This window comes from Cellulomonas sp. PS-H5 (assembly GCF_019265565.1).
In the GTDB taxonomy this organism is placed as follows: Bacteria; Actinomycetota; Actinomycetes; order Actinomycetales; family Cellulomonadaceae; genus Cellulomonas.
The window spans coordinates 16573-34237 of sequence record NZ_JAHVCI010000002.1; the positions used below are offsets into that span (position 1 = coordinate 16573).

Annotated in this window: 13 protein-coding genes; 11 read left to right on the forward strand and 2 right to left on the reverse strand. The window is 75.1% G+C overall.

Features of this window, described 5'->3' with window-relative positions:
• Positions 1-10: 10 nt before the first annotated feature.
• The 3 genes from J5O08_RS01315 to J5O08_RS01325 are packed head-to-tail and all read left to right on the forward strand — an operon-like array spanning position 11 to position 2711.
• Positions 11-682, forward strand: coding sequence for a TetR/AcrR family transcriptional regulator (locus J5O08_RS01315; protein ID WP_218705051.1), 672 nt, complete (start codon positions 11-13; stop codon positions 680-682).
• Positions 679-1743, forward strand: a complete 1065-nt coding sequence (locus J5O08_RS01320) for a DMT family transporter (protein ID WP_374225904.1) — start codon at positions 679-681, stop codon at positions 1741-1743. Before J5O08_RS01315 ends, J5O08_RS01320 begins: the two co-directional genes overlap by 4 nt.
• On the forward strand, positions 1740-2711 hold the full coding sequence (locus J5O08_RS01325) for a 3-methyladenine DNA glycosylase (protein ID WP_255589087.1): 972 nt from the start codon (positions 1740-1742) through the stop codon (positions 2709-2711). Before J5O08_RS01320 ends, J5O08_RS01325 begins: the two co-directional genes overlap by 4 nt.
• Before the next feature lie 236 nt (positions 2712-2947).
• On the opposite strand, the gene J5O08_RS01330 is transcribed toward J5O08_RS01325, so the two are convergent.
• Both J5O08_RS01330 and J5O08_RS01335 read right to left on the reverse strand, forming a co-directional pair.
• Entirely contained in the window at positions 2948-3637 is a 690-nt protein-coding gene (locus J5O08_RS01330; protein WP_218705052.1) for a DUF6338 family protein, read from the reverse strand.
• A 266-nt stretch (positions 3638-3903) separates the two neighbouring features.
• Positions 3904-5100: an ROK family transcriptional regulator gene (locus J5O08_RS01335; RefSeq protein WP_218705053.1), complete on the reverse strand. Its 1197-nt coding sequence runs from the start codon at positions 5098-5100 to the stop codon at positions 3904-3906.
• 116 nt (positions 5101-5216) lie between these two features.
• On the opposite strand from J5O08_RS01335, the gene J5O08_RS01340 reads away from it, so the two are divergent.
• The 8 genes from J5O08_RS01340 (at position 5217) to J5O08_RS01375 (ending at position 17637) form a co-directional block, all read left to right on the forward strand.
• Positions 5217-6743 carry a sugar ABC transporter ATP-binding protein gene (locus tag J5O08_RS01340; protein WP_218705054.1) on the forward strand — a complete coding sequence of 509 codons (1527 nt, stop codon included), beginning with the start codon at positions 5217-5219 and terminating at the stop codon, positions 6741-6743.
• On the forward strand, positions 6740-7870 hold the full coding sequence (locus J5O08_RS01345) for an ABC transporter permease (RefSeq protein WP_308281227.1): 1131 nt from the start codon (positions 6740-6742) through the stop codon (positions 7868-7870). The genes J5O08_RS01340 and J5O08_RS01345 overlap by 4 nt, the downstream gene beginning before the upstream one ends.
• A gap of 133 nt (positions 7871-8003) precedes the next feature.
• The gene (locus J5O08_RS01350; protein ID WP_218705055.1) at positions 8004-9062 is read left to right on the forward strand and encodes a substrate-binding domain-containing protein; all 1059 of its coding nucleotides are present in this window, start codon (positions 8004-8006) and stop codon (positions 9060-9062) included.
• Positions 9063-9120: 58 nt separating this feature from the next.
• Positions 9121-10308 carry a Gfo/Idh/MocA family protein gene (locus tag J5O08_RS01355; protein ID WP_255589088.1) on the forward strand — a complete coding sequence of 396 codons (1188 nt, stop codon included), beginning with the start codon at positions 9121-9123 and terminating at the stop codon, positions 10306-10308.
• A 254-nt stretch (positions 10309-10562) separates the two neighbouring features.
• Positions 10563-13964 (forward strand): PQQ-dependent sugar dehydrogenase, encoded by a 3402-nt coding sequence (locus tag J5O08_RS01360; RefSeq protein WP_308281228.1) that lies wholly within the window; start codon positions 10563-10565, stop codon positions 13962-13964.
• Positions 13965-14035: 71 nt separating this feature from the next.
• Positions 14036-15043 (forward strand): sugar phosphate isomerase/epimerase, encoded by a 1008-nt coding sequence (locus J5O08_RS01365; protein ID WP_246855081.1) that lies wholly within the window; start codon positions 14036-14038, stop codon positions 15041-15043.
• A gap of 19 nt (positions 15044-15062) precedes the next feature.
• Positions 15063-16337, forward strand: a complete 1275-nt coding sequence (locus tag J5O08_RS01370) for a hypothetical protein (RefSeq protein WP_218705057.1) — start codon at positions 15063-15065, stop codon at positions 16335-16337.
• A 154-nt stretch (positions 16338-16491) separates the two neighbouring features.
• Entirely contained in the window at positions 16492-17637 is a 1146-nt protein-coding gene (locus J5O08_RS01375) for a DUF916 domain-containing protein (protein ID WP_218705247.1), read from the forward strand.
• Positions 17638-17665 lie beyond the last annotated feature (28 nt).

Consider the following 17665-nt stretch of genomic DNA (forward strand, 5'->3'; position numbering starts at 1 on the left):
GGGAGCGGGCATGGCGGAGGCACGGGACCCGAAACCCGGGGGTGCGAGGCGCGGCGGTGCAGCGCCCGGCGGTGCCGGGCCTGGTGGCGCGCGGTCCGGCGGCGCGGCCGGGCGACGGCGACCGGCGCGCGACCGGCTGCTGGCGGCCGCCGCGGCGCGGTTCTACGCCGACGGCATCGCCGCGACCGGCATCGACACCGTCACCGCCGACGCCGGCGTCGCCAAGATGAGCCTCTACAACAACTTCGCGTCCAAGGCCGACCTCGTCGCGGCGTACCTCGTCGCCCGGCACGAGGAGTGGCTCGGGCTGTACGCCGCGCGGCTCGCCGCGGCCGGCGACGACCCCCGGGCCCGGGTGCTCGCCGTGTTCGACGCGTACGCCGACCACGCGAACGCCGGCTACGCCCACGGGTTCCGCGGCTGCGGCCTGCTCAACGCCGCCGCCGAGCTGCCCGCCGGGGACCCGGGGCGCGCTGTCGTCCGCGGCCACAAGGAGGAGGTCGAGGCGATCGTGGCCGGCCACCTCGCGGACCTGCCGGGTGACCCGTCCCGGGCCGCCGCGCTCGCCGAGCACCTGGCGTTCCTGCTGGAGGGGTCCATGGCGCGCGCGGGGCTCGAGGGGGACGACGCCCGCCTGCGCCGCGCCCGCGCGCTGGCCGCCGACCTGCTGGACGCGGTGTGACCGCCGGGCGCACCGCGCCGCTCGCCGACGCCGTGGACCACGGGTCCGCGGAGCCCGACGCCACCGGGCGCGGCGCGTCCGGCCGGCTGGACGCGACGGTGCGGGGCGCCGGGGTCGGGACCTTCTCCGTGCTCGCGGCCTCCGTCTTGTGGGGCACCACCGGCACGGCCGCGACGTTCGCCCCGGAGGTCGGTCCCCTCGCGATCGGCGCCGCGGCGATGGGCATCGGCGGGCTGCTGCAGGCGGCCGTCGCCGGCCGGGTGATCGCCGCGCACGCCGCCGCCCTGCGAGCCCGGGCCGGGCTGGTGCTGCTCGGGGCCGCAGCCGTGGCCGTCTACCCGCTCGCGTTCTACACGTCGATGCGGCTCGCGGGTGTCGCCGTCGGGACCGTCGTCTCGCTGGGGTCGGCGCCGCTCGCAGCCGCGCTCGTCGAGCGCCTGGTCGACCGGCGGCGGCTGTCGCGGCGCTGGCTCGCCGGCGCGGCGGTCGGGCTGCTCGGCATGGTGCTGCTGTGCGCGGCGCAGGCGCTCGGCGGCGGGCACGGGGCGGACGTCCCGGGTGCCGCGTCGCCCGCCGGCGCGCTCGGCGGGGTGCTGCTCGGGCTCCTCGCGGGCGCCACCTACGCCCTGTACTCCTGGGTCGCGCACCGGCTGATGCAGGGCGGCGTGCCGTCGCGCGCGGCGATGGGCGCCGTGTTCGGCGTCGGCGGCGTGCTGCTCCTCCCGGTGCTCGCGGTCACGGGCGGGGCGCTCGTCGCGTCGTGGGGGAACGCGGCGGTGGGCGCGTACATGGCGCTGGTCCCGATGTTCACCGGGTACGTGCTGTTCGGGTGGGGGCTCGCGCGCGTGCCGGTCAGCACGGCGACCACCCTGACCCTCCTCGAGCCGGCGGTCGCGGCCGTGCTCGCGGTGCTGGTCGTCGGGGAGCGGCTGCCGCTCGCCGGCTGGGCCGGGGTGGGACTGGTCGTCGTGTGCCTGGGCGTGCTGTCCGTGCCGGCGCGGTCGGCGGGCCGGGCCGAGCGGCGGCTGCGCGCCCGCCGCCGCCTACCCTGGACGCCATGACCGTCACCGCCGGTGCCGCCCCCCGCGCGGCCACGCCCGCCGACGAGCCGGGCGTCGACGGGACGGTGCCCGGCCACGTGCTGCTCGACGCGTCCACCTGGCGCGCCCGCGCCGAGGCGCACGCCGCCCGCGCGGACGACCTCACCGCCGGCCACCGCGACCGTCGGGCCCGCGGCGGCGAGCGGCACGCGATCGAGGACTTCCTCTTCGAGTACTACCCGGCCAAGCCCGCCCAGCTCCGTCGCTGGCACCCGGGCGTCGGCACCGTCCTGGGGGACGCCGCCGACGCGCCGCACGCCGGCTGGCGGTGGTACCGCGCGGAGGCGGACGGCACCGTCGGTCTCGACGCCGCGGCGTTCCTCGCCGACCGCGGCGACACAGTCCGGTACGCCCGCGCGCTGCTGTCCGCCACGGCCTCCCGCCCCGCCGCCACCGGCTGCTTCGGGCTGCACGAGTGGGCGATGGTCTACCGGGAGGGCGACGGCGACCACCGGCACCCGCTGCCGCTGCGGCTCGGCGGCGCCGGCACCGACGAGGTCGTCGAGCGGCACCGCATCCGGTGCACCCACATCGACGCCTTCCGGTTCTTCACGCCGGACGCCGTCCCGCGGAACACCCTGCAGCCGACCCGCGAGACCCAGGTGGCGATGGAGCAGCCGGGCTGCCTGCACGCGAACATGGACCTCTACAAGTGGGCGCTGAAGCTCGGCCCCGCGGTCCCCGGGGACCTGCTGCTCGACGCGTTCGCACTCGCGCGGGAGATCCGCACCGTCGACATGCAGGCGTCGCCGTACGACGTGTCGTCCTACGGCCTGGCGCCGATCGCGATCGAGACGGCCGAGGGCAAGGCCGAGTACGTCCGGCGGCAGCGCGGGTTCGCCGCGGCCTCGCAGGTGCTCAGGGAGCGGCTGGTGGCGGCGTGCGACGCGGTGCTCGAACGCGTGACCTCCGGTGCGACGTCGTCCTGAGGCCGTGACAGCACCCGCCCCAGCCGGTCAGTGCCCGGTGGGTCCGGTTCGTGCGGCGCGCTCCGCCTCGGCGCTCTGCGCCTCGGCCGCCTCTCGCTCCTGCCGACGAAAGCCCTCGGCGGTGGCGGGGGTGGTCGGGGGAAGACCCACCCGAGGTCCCGTACCCCGGTAGAAGCCACCCTCGGGTCGCACCCAGCGCATCGGGGGATCGGGGCGCCGTTCCTTGCGCCTGCGCATCATCTCTCGTCCTCGCGGTCGTGCCGGGCCCCAGGACGATCATCCCGGGTGCTGGGGAGGAAGTCGACGGCGATCGCGTCGGCGCACGAGATCACCGTGCCACCGGGCGCGTGCAGCCGGCCGGTGAAGGCGCCGTTCTCGTCGAGGACCCACGCCTCCTCGACGTAGAGCTCGCGCGGATCCGGGTGAGAGCTGGCGAACGACCGCGCGCCGTACCAGCCGCCCAGCCACCGGCCGTCCGCGAGCTGCACGCGGACCCACCCGTCGCCCACGCGGCCGAACGCGTGGTCCCAGGGACGTGGAGCGGCCTGGTGCGGGCTGCGGATCCGGAGGATCCCGAGGGTCCGTGCCGCCGCGCGGCGGTAGCGCGTGCTGGTCACCACGGAGAAGCCGACTCGTGCGCTGGCCCACGGGACGGCTATGGCCAGCACGACGAACGCGAGGGCGAGCCCGCGCACGTCGTCGAGCGCCCGGTCGGGCGAGCGGGCGTAGCCGGCGCCGACCGGCCCCAGCACCGCCGCGTACGCCCCGGCGAACATCCCGGTCGCCACCATCGCGTGCAGCACGCGCGTCCCGAAGTCCGGCCGCGCCGGGTCCGGCCCGGCCACCGACTGCCAGGACGCGCGGTACACGAACCCCGGGACGACCAGCGTGAGGACGACGACGGCCTGCGCCCAGGTCTCAGGCACGACGCACCCGCCCGGTAGCCCGCCGCGCGGGCGGACGCGTCGGGACGGCGGGGTCGTGGGCGGCACCGTGGAGCGACGTGGGCGGCGGGACGTCGTGGAGGTCGGGAGGCATGCCGGGACGCTAGGGCGACGTCGACCCCGGACGACGGCACAGACCCCCGGTTCTGGGGACGGCGCACGCGCGCCCTCCTGTGGCGGACTCGGCGCCCGCCCGCCGAGCGGCACCGGCCCTGCGAGCCCCGCCGGCCCTGCGAGCCCCGCCGGCCTCAGGCGATCCGCGCCTCCAGCAGCGCGTCGATCGCCACCGGCGACAGCACGTGGTCGACCGCCATCGCCGACGCCCCGAGGATCCCGACCTCCGACCGCGCCTGCGACGTGACGATCCGCAGGTGCTGCGTCGCCAGGGGCAGCGACCGCTGGTACACGACCTCGCGGATGCCGGCGATCAGGTGCTCGCCGGCCTCGGCGACCACCCCGCCGATCACGACCAGCGACGGGTTGAGCAGGCTCACGCAGGCGGCGAGCACGCCGCCGATCTCGCGCCCGGCCTGCCGGACGGCGCGCCCCGCGGCGAGGTCGCCGGACCGCACGAGCGCGACGACGTCGGCACCCCCGCGGGCGTCGGCCCCGTCCCGGCTGAGCTGCTCGGCGAGCGCCCGGCCGGACGCCACGGCCTCGAGGCAGCCGAGGTTGCCGCACCGGCACGGGACGTCCTCGGCGCCCGGCACGGCGATGTGGCCGATGTCGCCCGCGGCGCCCTGGGCCCCGCGCCGGAGCTCGCCGTCGGAGATGATCCCGGAGCCGATACCCGTGGCGACCTTGACGAACAGCATGTCGTCGACGTCGGGCCAGGCGGAGCGGTGCTCGCCCAGCGCCATGAGGTTCACGTCGTTGTCGACCAGGACGTCGGCGCCGCCGAGCTCGGCCGAGAGGAGGCCGCGGACGTCGGCGTCGTCCCAGGACGGCATGATCGGCGGGTTGATCGGCCGGCCGGTGGCGTGCTCGACGGGCCCGGGCAGGCCCACGCCGACGGACACGAGGTCGTCGAGCTGGCGCCCGGCCTCGGCGACGAGCTTGCGCCCGTGCTCGGCGACCCAGGGGAGCACGACGTCCGGCCCGTCGGCGATGGCGAGCGGCGCCTCGCCCTCGACGAGGACGTTCGAGGCGAGGTCGGTGATGGCGAGCCGGACGTGCGTGGCGCCGAGGTCGACGGCGAGCACGACGCGCGCGCTGGGCTCGAAGGCGAAGGTCGCGGGCGGGCGGCCGCCGGTGGAGGAGGCCTCGCCGGCGGGCGCGATGAGCCCGGCGGACATGAGGGCCTCGACGCGAGCGCTGATCGTGGAGCGTCCCTGACCGGTCGCCGCCGCCAGGTCGGCGCGGGTGCGCGGCCGCCCGTCGCGGAGGAGCTGGAAGAGGTCTCCGGCCCCTGAGTGCCGCGGTGGGAGCTTCACGACGTCCTGCATGGCGCCTAGTGAACCAGAAAGTCCCCCTACTTGTGTTCGTCACGATCGGGTAACTCGGACAAACCCGGATCAACTTTTGCTTGACCCGGGACGAAAGTCCCTCATAGGTTCCTCACATGGTCACCGTGGACCCACCGAACCGGCCCCCGCTCCTCCAGATGCGGGGCATCGTCAAGCAGTTCCCCGGAGCGCGCGCCCTGGACGGCGTCGACCTCGACGTCCTGCCGGGAGAGGTGCACTGCCTGCTCGGGCAGAACGGGGCCGGCAAGTCGACCCTCATCAAGGTGCTCGCCGGCGCCCACCAGCCCACCGAGGGCGAGGTGCTGGTCGACGGCGAGGTGGTCACGATCGCCAACCCGGTCGCCGCGCTGAAGCTCGGCGTCGCCACGATGTACCAGGAGCTCGACGTCGTCGGCGGCCTCACCGTCGCCGAGAACGTGTTCCTCGGCCACGAGCTCGCGACCGCCGGCGTCTCCCGCCGCCGCGAGGCCCGCCGGCGGACCAAGGAGATCCTGGCCCGGCTCGGGCATCCGGAGATCTCCCCGCACCGCGAGGTCGGCTCGCTGCCGGCCGCCGCGCAGCAGATCGTCTCGATGGCGCGCGCGCTCTCGCACGACGCCCGCGTGATCGTCATGGACGAGCCGTCCGCGGTGCTCGACTCGGACGAGGTCGAGAACCTGTTCCGCGTCGTGCACCAGCTCACGGCCGCGGGCGTCGCGATCGTCTACATCTCGCACCGCATGGAGGAGATCCGCGCGATCGGCGATCGGATCACGGTGCTCAAGGACGGCCGCACGGTCGCCCGCGACCTGCCCGCCCGGGACACCCCGACGCGCGAGCTGATCCGCCTGATGACCGGCCGCAACGTCGAGTACGCGTTCCCGCCGAGCCAGGACCTGGCGCCGGACGCGCCGGTCGTGCTGGACGTCCAGGGCCTGGCGCTGCGCGGGGCCTTCACCGGCGTGGACCTCCGGGTGCGCGCGGGGGAGATCGTCGGCCTCGCCGGGCTGGTCGGCTCGGGGCGGTCCGAGATCCTGGAGACGATCTACGGCGCCCGCCGGGCGAGCGCCGGCACCGTCGAGGTCGCGGGCCGGCGGCTGCGCGCCGGCGACGTCACGGCCGCCGTGCGCGCCGGGATCGGCCTCGCCCCCGAGGAGCGCAAGGCCCAGGGCCTGCTGCTGGACGAGCCGGTGTACCGCAACATCACGCTGTCGACGTTCGGGCGGTTCGCCAAGGGCGGCCTCCTGGACGAGCGCACCGAGCGCCGGATCGCCGAGGAGCAGGCCGAGGCCCTCGACCTGCGCCCCGCCGGCGTCGACCGTGCCATCCGCACCCTGTCGGGCGGCAACCAGCAGAAGGCGATGCTCGCCCGGTGGCTGGTGCACGGCTGCCGGGTGCTGCTGCTCGACGAGCCGACCCGCGGCGTCGACGTCGGCGCGCGCGCCGAGATCTACGCGCTCGTCCGCCGTCTCGCCGACGAGGGCGCCGCCGTCGTCGTCGTCTCGAGCGAGATCCCCGAGGTGCTCGGTCTGTCGGACCGGGTGCTGGTCGTGTCCGAAGGCCGGGTCGTCCACGAGGGCCCCGCCACCGCCATCGACGAGCACGCCGTGCTCGACCTCGTCATGGAAGGAAGTGCCGCGTGAGCGAGCACCAGCTCTCCGCCCCGCCCCCGGGCACGCCGGGCGCCCCCTCGGGCCCGACCTCCGCGCCCGGCTCCGCCGGTGCGACCCCCGCGCCGCCCGCCGCGGACGAGTCCGCCCGCGTCGAGGGCGTCGCCCGGGAGCACGGCCGCTCCCGGCGCGGCCCCGCCGGCGCCGGTTCGGCCCGGATCCTCGGCCTGGTCATCGCGCTCGCGCTGATCTGCGTCGTCGGGTACATCACCGCCGGCAGCCGGTTCGCGAGCATCGACAACGTCCTGGTCATCCTCAGCTCCGCCGCCATCGTCGGCGTGCTGGCCATCGGGATGACCTTCGTGATCACCGCGGGCGGCATCGACCTGTCCGTCGGGTCGGTGCTCGGCCTCGCCTCGGTGTGGGCGACCACGGTGGCCACCCAGTCGATGGCCGACCAGTACGGCTGGATCGTCATGGTGGGCTGCGCCCTCGCGGTCGGCCTCGGCGCCGGCCTGGTCAACGGCGTGCTGATCGCCTACGGCCGGGTGGTCGCGTTCATCGCGACGCTCGCCATGCTGGTCGCCGCCCGCGGCCTCGCCGAGCTGATCGCCCAGCGCCGGACGCAGCTGGTCTCGGTGCAGTCGTTCGAGGACACCTTCCGGGGCAACCTGCTCGGGGTGCCCAAGATCGTGTGGATCTTCGCGATCGTCGCCGTCGCGGGCTGGTTCCTGCTCAACCGCACCACGTTCGGCCGCCGTACCGTCGCGGTGGGCGGCAACCCCGAGGCGGCCCGCCTGGCCGGCATCGCGGTCAAGCGGCACACGATGTACCTGTACGGCCTCGCCGGCCTGGCCGCCGGCATCGCCGCGGTCATGATGCTCGCCCGCACCGGCGCGGGCTCGTCCACGAACGGCCTGCTCTACGAGCTGGACGCGATCGCCGCGGTCGTCGTCGGCGGGACCCTGCTCGCCGGCGGCCGGGGGACGATCGTCGGCACCGTGCTCGGCGTCCTGATCTTCCAGACGCTGACGAACATCTTCATCCAGAACAACCTCGACTCCTCGGTCCAGCAGGTGATCAAGGGCGCGATCATCGTCGTCGCCGTCCTCCTGCAGCAGCGCTTCACCTCGCGCACCCCGCGGACCGCACGGACCTAGCCGGGGGCGCCCCCGCGGCGCCCCGTCCCGCGCCACCGACGCACCAGCGCACGACCCCCACCGCGACCGGGTCCGACCCGCTCGCACGCCCCACCCTGCCCGCACGACCCCGGACATCGTCGAAGGAGATCCCATGTCCACCACCCGCACCACGCGCCGCCGCGGCCGCGTCCTCGCGCCGGTCGCCGTGCTGTCCGTCGCGTTCCTCGCCGCCTGCACCTCCAACGCCCCCGCGGAGGAGGAGGACACCGGCGCGGAGGCCGCCCCGGTCGCCGTGTCCGACAACGACGAGGCCGGCGAGACGGTCGTCATCGGCTTCTCGGCCCCCGCCGCCGACCACGGCTGGATGGGCGCCATCACCACGGCCGCCCAGAGGGAGGCCGAGAACTACGAGGACGTCGAGCTCCGGGTCGCCGAGGGCACGAACGACGTCAACGTGCAGATCAGCCAGATCGAGGGCTTCATCAACGACGGCGTCGACGCCATCGTCCTGCTGCCGTTCGACGGCGGCGCCCTCACCGACGTCGCGACGAAGGCGATGGAGGCCGGCATCCCGGTCATCAACGTCGACCGCGAGTTCTCCAGCCCGTTCGCGTCCCGGGCCACCGTGCTCGGCGACAACTACGGCATGGGCGTGTCGGCCGGCACGTACATCTGCGAGCGGCTCGGCGACAACCCGGACGCCGTGGTGGCCGAGATCGCCGGCATCGACTCGCTGCCGCTCACCCAGGACCGCAGCCAGGGCTTCGCCGACGCGCTGGACGACTGCGGCCTGGACGTCGACAACCGCGTCGCCGCGGACTTCACCGTCCAGGGCGGCGAGCAGGCGGCCGCGAACCTGCTGCAGGCCGCGCCGCAGATCGACGCGATCTGGAACCACGACGACGACCAGGGCGTCGGCGTCCTGGCCGCGATCGAGAACGCCGGCCGCGACGAGTTCTTCCTCGTCGGCGGCGCCGGCTCGGCGAACATGATGCGCGAGATCCAGGACGACGCCTCCGTGGTCGAGGCCACGGTCATCTACCCGTCGACCCAGGCGGCGGACGGCATCAAGCTCGCCCGGCTCGTCGCGCACGAGAAGTCGCTCAGCGACCTGGCGTCCTCGGGCGTGCCGCGCACCGTCCAGCTGTTCGCGCCCGTCGTCACGGCGGACAACGTCGACCAGTACATCGACTCGGCCTTCGAGTCCTGATCCGGACCGCGGGGGGCGCCGCCCGGCGCCCCCCGCGCCCAGGCAAGGAGGTCTCGTGATGGACGGGACGACGGCCGCGCCGCTCGGCGTCGGCATGGTGGGGTACGCGTTCATGGGCGCCGCGCACTCGCAGGCGTGGCGCACCGCCCCGCGGTTCTTCGACCTGCCCCGCACCCCGGCCATGCGGGTGCTGGGCGGCCGGGACGCCACCGCGGTGAAGGCCGCGGCGGACCGGCTCGGCTGGCAGGACACGGCCGGGTCGTGGCAGGAGCTCGTGGCGCGGGACGACGTCGAACTGGTCGACATCTGCACGCCGGGCCGCACGCACGCGGAGATCGCGGTCGCCGCGCTCGAGGCGGGCAAGCACGTGCTGTGCGAGAAGCCGCTGGCCAACACGATCGAGGAGGCCGAGGCCATGGTCGCCGCGGCCGAGGCCGCCGCCGCCCGCGGCGTCCGCTCGATGGTCGGCTACACGTACCGCCGGGTGCCGGCGGTGCAGCTCGCGCGGCAGCTGGTCGCGGACGGCCGGATCGGCGCGGTGCGGCACGTGCGCGTGCAGTACCTCCAGGACTGGCTCGCCGACCCCGAGGCGCCGCTGTCCTGGCGGCTCGACAAGCAGCAGGCCGGCTCCGGAGCGCTCGGCGACATCGGCTCGCACGCCGTCGACCTGGCGCAGTTCATCACCGGCGAGCGCCTGACCGGGGTGTCGGGGCTGATGGAGACCTTCGTGCACGAGCGCCCCGTGGCGGCCGAGTTCGCGGGCCTGCACGGCTCCGCGGCCGGCCCGGACGCCGCGCGCGGCCCCGTCACCGTCGACGACGCCGCGGTGTTCCTCGCCCGGCTCTCCGGCGGCGGCCTGGGCGTGTTCGAGGCGACCCGGTTCGCCACCGGCCGTAAGAACGCCATCCGCCTCGAGGTCAACGGCGAGCGCGGCTCGCTGTCGTTCGACTTCGAGGACATGAACGTCCTGCACTTCCACGACGCGACCGAGGACGCCGCCGTGGCGGGGTTCCGGCGGATCGTGGTCACCGAGCCGCAGCACGCGTACGTCGGCCACTGGTGGCCGGCGGGGCACGGTCTCGGCTACGAGCACGCCTTCACCCACCAGGTCGTCGACCTGGTCGGCGCGATCGCGGCGGGGCAGGACCCGTCGCCGTCGTTCGCCGAGGGACTCGCCGTGCAGCGCGTGCTCGACGCCGTCGAGCGCAGCGCGGCCGACGGCAGCCGGTGGGTCGCCCTGGGCTGACCGCCCGGGGGCGACCCGCCCCGCGGGCACCCCGCCCGCACCAGCACCACCCGTCAGACGACGATCAGCTCACCGCTCGAGGGGGAGGAGGTGGGACCGCGCCACGACCGGCAGAGCCGCCGGTCGGTTGAGGAGGCCGGGCTCGGCGAACCGTGGGGACGACTCAGGAGCCCGACCTCTGTGACGAGATCCCGTAAGGAGCTGCATCACTCATGGATCGTACGCAGCCGCGCTCGCAGCGCGGCAGGAAACTGGTGGGTTTCACCCTGGCCGGGGTGCTCACCGTGACGGGGCTGGCGCTGGGCGCCGGACCCGTGGTGGCCCACGACGGCGTGGACCACGGGGCCGAGCCCGGCGGCGACGCCGCGCTCGACTGGGACAACTACGAGAAGACCACCCTCACCAAGGACGTCGGCGAGCCGATCGACCTCGCGGTGCTGCCCGACGGCCGCGTGCTGCACACGGCCCGCAACGGCGACGTCCGCCTGACCGACCCGGCCACCGGCGTCACCCGGATCACCAACACGATCCCCGTGTACGCGAACTCGGAGGACGGCCTCCAGTCCATCGGCATCGACCCGGACTTCGAGGAGAACAACTGGGTGTACCTCGTGTACGCCCCGCCCGGGAACACCCCCGCCGGCTCGGCGCCGAACACGCTGCCGGCCGGCGCCGACGAGTCCTACTGGGACCAGTGGGTCGGCGTGAACCGGCTGTCCCGGTTCCAGTGGACCGGCGAGGGGCTGGACCTGGCCTCGGAGCAGCAGATCCTCGACGTCGAGGTCCAGCGCGGGCAGTGCTGCCACGTGGGCGCCGACTTCGACTGGGACGCCGACGGCAACCTGTACCTCGGCACCGGCGACAACACCCCGGCCGGCACGCCGGGCGCCAACGGCTTCGTGCCCAACAACGACGCCCCCGGCATGAACCCCGGCTTCGACTCGCGCCGCGGCGCGGGGAACACCAACGACCTGCGCGGCAAGATCCTGCGGATCCACGTCGAGGAGGACGGGTCGTACACGATCCCCGAGGGCAACCTGTTCCCCGAGGGCACCGAGGACACCCGGCCCGAGATCTTCGTCATGGGCGTCCGCAACCCGTTCAAGCTGGACGTCGACCCCGAGACGAACTCGCTGTCCTGGGGCGACTACGGCCCGGACGCCACCAAGGCGGTCGCGGAGACCGCGGGCCGCGGCCCGATGGGCCTCGTCGAGTGGAACGTCGTCGGCCTCGACGACCCGCACAACGCCGGCTGGCCCTTCGTCACGGGCGACAACTTCGCCTACAACGACTGGGACTTCGCCACGGCGACGCCCGGCGCGTTCTTCGACCCGGAGAACCTGGTCAACGACTCGCGCTGGAACACCGGCCTGACGAACCTGCCCCCTGCTCGCCCGGCCACGGTCTACTACGGCGACAACCCGGGGGACCAGCCCTGGGACGAGCTGGTGAACTTCGGCACGGGCAACGGCCAGGGCCCGATGGGCGGCCCGGTGTACCACCGCCCGGCCGACGCGGGCCCGGACGCGTGGCCCGCCTACTGGGAGGGCAAGGCGTTCTTCGGCGAGTTCTCGCAGGACTACATCGCGGCGTTCACCGTCGACTGGGACACCTTCGAGGTCACCCACATCGAGGACGTCACGCCGAACGCGGCGATCACGGCCGAGGGCTGGCCGCCGATCGACAACCCGATGGACATCGAGTTCGGCCCGGACGGGTCGATGTACGTCCTCGACTACGGCGACGGCTTCTTCCGGGCCAACCCCGACGCGGGCCTGCACCGGATCGCCTACGCCGAGGGGAACAAGGCGCCGCGCGCCGAGTTCACCGCCACGCCGACGTCCTCGTCCACCGCGCCGCTCACCGTGCAGTTCGACGCGTCCGCGTCGAGCGACCCCGAGGGCGGCGCGCTCCGCTACGACTGGGACTTCGACGGTGACGGCACCTTCGACGCCACCGGCGTCGATGCGGAGCACACCTACACCGAGATCGCGGCCTACACGGCGCGGCTCAAGGTGACGGACCCCGAGGGCAAGTTCACGCTCACCTCGCACCCGATCTCGGTCGGCAACCAGGCGCCCGAGGTCACGCTCACCTACCCGGAGAACGGCGGCTTCTTCACCTGGGGCGACGCGGTGCCGTTCCGGGTCACCACCCAGGACGCCGAGGACGGCACGGCCACGGACTGCACCCGCGTGTCCTGGACGTACGGCCTGGGCCACGACGAGCACGCCCACCCCGAGGTCTCGGGCACGGGCTGCCAGGGCGCGTTCAAGACCGACCCGAACTCGCCGGAGCACGGCCCGGGCGCGCTGCTGTACGGCGCGGTCGTGGTGACGTACCGCGACGCGGGCGCCAACGGCCTGCCGGCCGCGTCGGGCGAGGCCACGCTGCGCCTCAACCCGCGCGAGCAGCAGGCGGAGCACGCCGCGCGCACCGGCGTCACCGTGTACGCGGACGAGACGGCCTCGGCCGGCAACGCGGTCCGCGGCCTCGGCACCGGCGACTCCCTGACGTTCACCCCGGTGAGCTTCAGCGGGATCACCGGCGCGGTCGTCCGGGCCAACGGCGGCGGCGAGGTCCAGCTCCGCTGGGGTGCCGCCGACGCGGCGCCGTTCGCCACCGCCACGATCCCGGCGGGCGCCGGCTGGAAGGACGTCGAGATCGCCTTCGACGCCCCCGAGGGCACCGGCGACCTGGTCGTCACCTCGGCCGACGACCTGGCCGTGGACGCGATCACGATGGTCGGCCCCGGTGTCGCGGACACCGCCGCCCCCACCGTGGCGCACACCCTGACCCCGGCGGCGCCCACCGGCGCCGGCGGCGTCTTCACCGAGCCGGTGCGGTTCGCCGTGCAGGCCGCGGACAACGGGGCGCTGGCCAGCGTGCAGTACTCGCGCGACGGCGGGGCCACCTGGACGAACCTCGCGGCGAACCAGCAGTACGGCGTGACGTTCTCCGAGAGCGGCACGTACGACCTGCGGTACCGGGCCACCGACACCCAGGGTCTGGTCTCCGAGGCCGGGTCCGTGCAGTTCACGATCGACCTCGAGGCCCCGGAGGAGCCCACCGTCGACACCACCACCACGGCCGCCGTGGCCGCGGGGCGGGTGCCGTTCGGCGCCCCCGGCGAGGTCACGGTCGCGGTCTCCGCGGCCGAGGGCGTCGCCTCCGGCGAGGTCGTGCTGACCGTCGGCGAGACCGAGGTCGGGCGGGGCACCCTCGGCGAGGACGGCACCGCCGTCGTCGCCCTCGACCCGGCCCTGGGCGTCGGCACCCACACGGTGACCGCGTCCTTCGTCGGCGGCGAGGTCTTCAAGCCCTCGTCCGGCACCGTGCGCCTCACGGTGGCGCGCACCACCTCCACGGTGGCCGCGACGGTGTCGCCGAACCCGGTCAAGCCCGCCGTCGCCGCCAAGGCCACCGTCCAGGTGACCACCGGCAGCGGCGTCGTCGCCGCCGGGGACGTCACGGTGACGGTCAAGCGCAACAACCAGACCGTCGCCACGCTCACCGGGACCCTCGACGCCTCCGGCGCGAGCGTCGTCTCCCTCGGGCGCCTGCCCGAGGGCACCTACAAGGTCGACGTCGCCTACGGCGGCACGGCCGGCATCTCCGGCTCCACCACCAGCACCACCCTCACCGTCCGCAGCTGACCGCGCGCCGGTGCCCGGGCGGGGTTGCGCGAGCAGCCCCGCCCGGGGCCCGGCCGTCTCGAAGGAGAGACATGAGCACGCACCAGCACGCCTCGATCCCGAACCGGCCGATGAGCCGGCGGTCCCTGATGAAGGCGCTCGGCGCCTCCACGGTGGCCGTGGGGCTCGGGACCGCCCTCGGCGCCTCCGGGGCCTCGGCCGCCGGCCTCGCGCCCGCGGCTGCGCCGACGACCGGGCGGACCCGCCTGGTCCCGGCCAACCGCATCGGCATCCAGCTGTTCACGATCCGCGACAAGGTCAGCTCGCTCGGCTTCCGGGCCGTGTTCGAGGAGCTCGGCCGGATCGGGTACGCGGAGGTGGAGTTCGCCGGCTACACGCAGGGCAACGTCGGCGCCATCACCCCGGCGGAGATCCGCCAGCTGCTCGACGACAACGGCCTCAAGGCCGTCGGCTCGCACGTCAGCACCCAGCTGCTGCGCACCGACCTGGCCAACCAGATCGACATCGCGCACACCCTCGGCATGCCGCACCTCGGCACCGGCAACGCGCCCACCAACACCGCGACGAAGGAGGGCTACCTCGCCGCCGCGGAGGAGTGGAACGGCTGGGGCGAGCAGGTCAAGGCCGCGGGCATGAAGATCTACCAGCACAACCACGACGGCGAGTTCCGGTTCGACCCGGTCGACCCGTCGGTCCGGCTCTACGACGTGTTCTACGACAACACCGACCCGGACCTGGTCTACCTGGAGATGGACATCTACTGGGCGTACGTCGGGCAGCACAAGTACCCGGGGTTCGAGCCGGTCGACTACGTCCTGCGCAACCCGCGGCGCTACCCGCTGCTGCACCTCAAGGACGGCAAGGCCAACGAGGCCAGCGCCAACGGCTACGACATCATCGAGTTCGGCGCCGGCGACCTGCCGTACCAGCAGTTCCTGTCCCAGCTCCGCACGCGCGGCCAGCACTTCGGGCTGTACGAGCAGGACAACGCCTCGACGGTCGCCGAGCCGCCGAACCCGCTGAACTCCCTCGGCAACGCGGACCGCAGCTACGACGCCATCGCCGGCCTGCGCGGCTGAGCGAGAAGGAGACACGGACATGAAGCGGATCTACTCGGTGCCCGCCGCGCTGGTGGGCGCGTTCGGGCTCGTGGCCCTCGGCAGCACGGTGGCGCAGGCGGCCTCGACCGACTGCACCACCGACCTGGGGGACCAGACCATCACCGGCGACCTCGTCGTCCCGGCCGGCGCGGACTGCGTCCTCGCCGGTGCCACCGTCGAGGGCTCCATCACCGTCGGCGCCGACGCCTGGCTCGACGCCACGTCGGTGACCGTCACCGGCGACGTCGTCGCCACCGACGCGTACGGCGTCCTGCTGGACGGCACCCGGGTCGACGGCGACGTCAGCGCCTACACGACGGGCTCGCGCGTCGGTTTCCTCTACCTCAACGACCTCGAGGTCGGCGGCAGCGTGGCGGCCGGCGGTCTCGACGTCGAGGTGACCGGCTCGTCCATCGGGGGCGGTCTGACCACGCAGGCGGCGACCTACGTCGACCTGCTGCAGACCGGCGTGAAGGGCGAGGTGGCGATCGCCGACTCCGACTGGGGCGTGAACGTGGCCGGGGCCGTCGTCGGCGGCACCCTGTCGGTCACCGGCTCCAGCCGGGACGTCCTGGTCGGCGCCACCGCCGACGGCGCGGCCGACACGTTCGGCAACACCGTGGGCGGCGACCTGGTGCTCACCGGCAACACCGCGAACCTGCGGGTCGCCGGCACCACGGTCCTCGGCACCATCCGGCTCGCGGACAACGACCCGGCCGCCGCGTTCGGCCCGGGCAACACCGCGGGCGGCGTCGACGGCGACCACACCGGCGAGGCGCCGGGCTCCGTGGCCGCCGGCGACCAGGCCCTGGCCGTCACCGTGCCGGAGCAGCGGGCGGGCGAGCTCGTCTGGTCGCTCGAGGGCACCTCCGGCCTCGTCAACCTCGGCGTCGCCGAGGAGCTCGAGGACCGGTACCGGGCCACCGGCGAGATCGTCCCGGTGCGCGTGCAGGACACCCGCGCGGGCGACCCGGAGTGGTCCATCACCGCGCAGGTCAGCGACTTCGTCGCCGGGGGCGAGACCCTGTCGTCGAAGTACCTGGGCTGGACGCCCGAGGTGCTCGAGAACGGCGGCGACGCTGTGGCCGGGCCCGCGGTGCCGTCCGGGTTCGAGGAGGGCGACGGCCTGTCCGTGGCCCGCACCCTCGCCGAGGCCGAGACCGGGCACGCCCGCGGCTCGTCCCTGGTCGGGGCCGACCTCGACCTGCAGCTCCCGCTCGACGCCCCGCAGGGCACCTACACGGCCACGCTGACGCTCACCGCGCTCAGCTGACGCCGACCCGCAGTCCCCGTCCCCGCCCGCCCGGTCCTCGTCCCGGGCGGGCGGGGGCGGCACCACCCGGCCGGACCACCCGCCGGCCCGCGCCGGCCGCTCCGCCCCGCACCACCCCCGCACCCGTCGTCACCGTCGACCCGGAGGCCCCGCCGTGACCCCGACCCGCGTCCCCGCCGCCCTCGCCGCGCTGGCGGCCGCCGTCGCCCTCGCGCTGGGCGGCGCGCTGCCCGCCGTCGGTGCAGCCCCGGCCGCGCGCACGGTCCCGTTGGTGGCGCCCGCCGCCGCGGACCCGGCCCCGGCCGACCCGGCCGCCGACCCCGCCGCCGCGGACCCCGCCGCCGCGAGCACCCAGGTCACCTGGGGCGTGCGCCCGGCCGACACCGTGCACGGCGCCGCCCGCCCGAACTTCGCGTACTCCCTGCCGCCCGGCGGGACCCTCGCCGACGCCCTCGTCGTGACGAACAAGGGCGACGCCCCGCTCGCCCTCGACGTGTACGCCGCCGACGGCTTCCTCACCGCCGACGGCACCCTCGACGTGCTGGGCGCGGGGGAGGAGTCGACCGCGCTCGGCGCCTGGGTGCAGGTCGAGACGCCCGAGATCGTCCTCGAGCCCGGCGCCGCCGCCGAGGTCCCGTTCACCCTGACCGTCCCCGAGGACGCCCAGCCCGGCGACTACGCCGCGGGCATCGTGTCCAGCCTGCTGGTCGAGAACGCCGCGGGCGTCTCGGTCGACCGGCGGCTGGGTTCCCGCGTGCACCTGCGGGTGCAGGGCGACCTGGCGCCGGCGCTGGCGGTCTCGGGCCTGCGCGTCGACTACGACGCCGGCGGCAACCCGGTCGCCCCGGGCGCCGCGACCGTGACGTTCACCGTGACGAACACCGGCAACTCGCGCGTCGCGCCGACCGAGCAGGTGCAGGTCGCGGGGCTGTTCGGCCTCGGCCGGGCCCGTGCCGCCGCCGTCGACGTCCCCGAGCTCATCCCCGGCGCGTCCGTGCAGCGCAGCGTCCGGGTCGACGGCGTGTGGCCGCTGGTGCGGACCACCGCCACGATCGCCCTCGGCGGCGAGGTGGTCGCGCTGCCCGGCGCCGCGGCCGCCGACGCAGCGCCCGCCGTCCCCGGCGTCACGGCGTCCGCCGCCGCGTGGGCCGTCCCGTGGGCCCTGATCGGCGCGCTCGCGCTGGTCGTCGCGCTCGTCGCCCTGCGCGTCCTCGCCGGCCGCCGGCGGAAGGCGCGGCACCAGCGCGCGGTCGACGCCGCCGTCGCCGACGCCCTCGCCCGCCAGGGGGCCACGACATGACCTGAGCCGCCCCCACCCCTGGACGCCG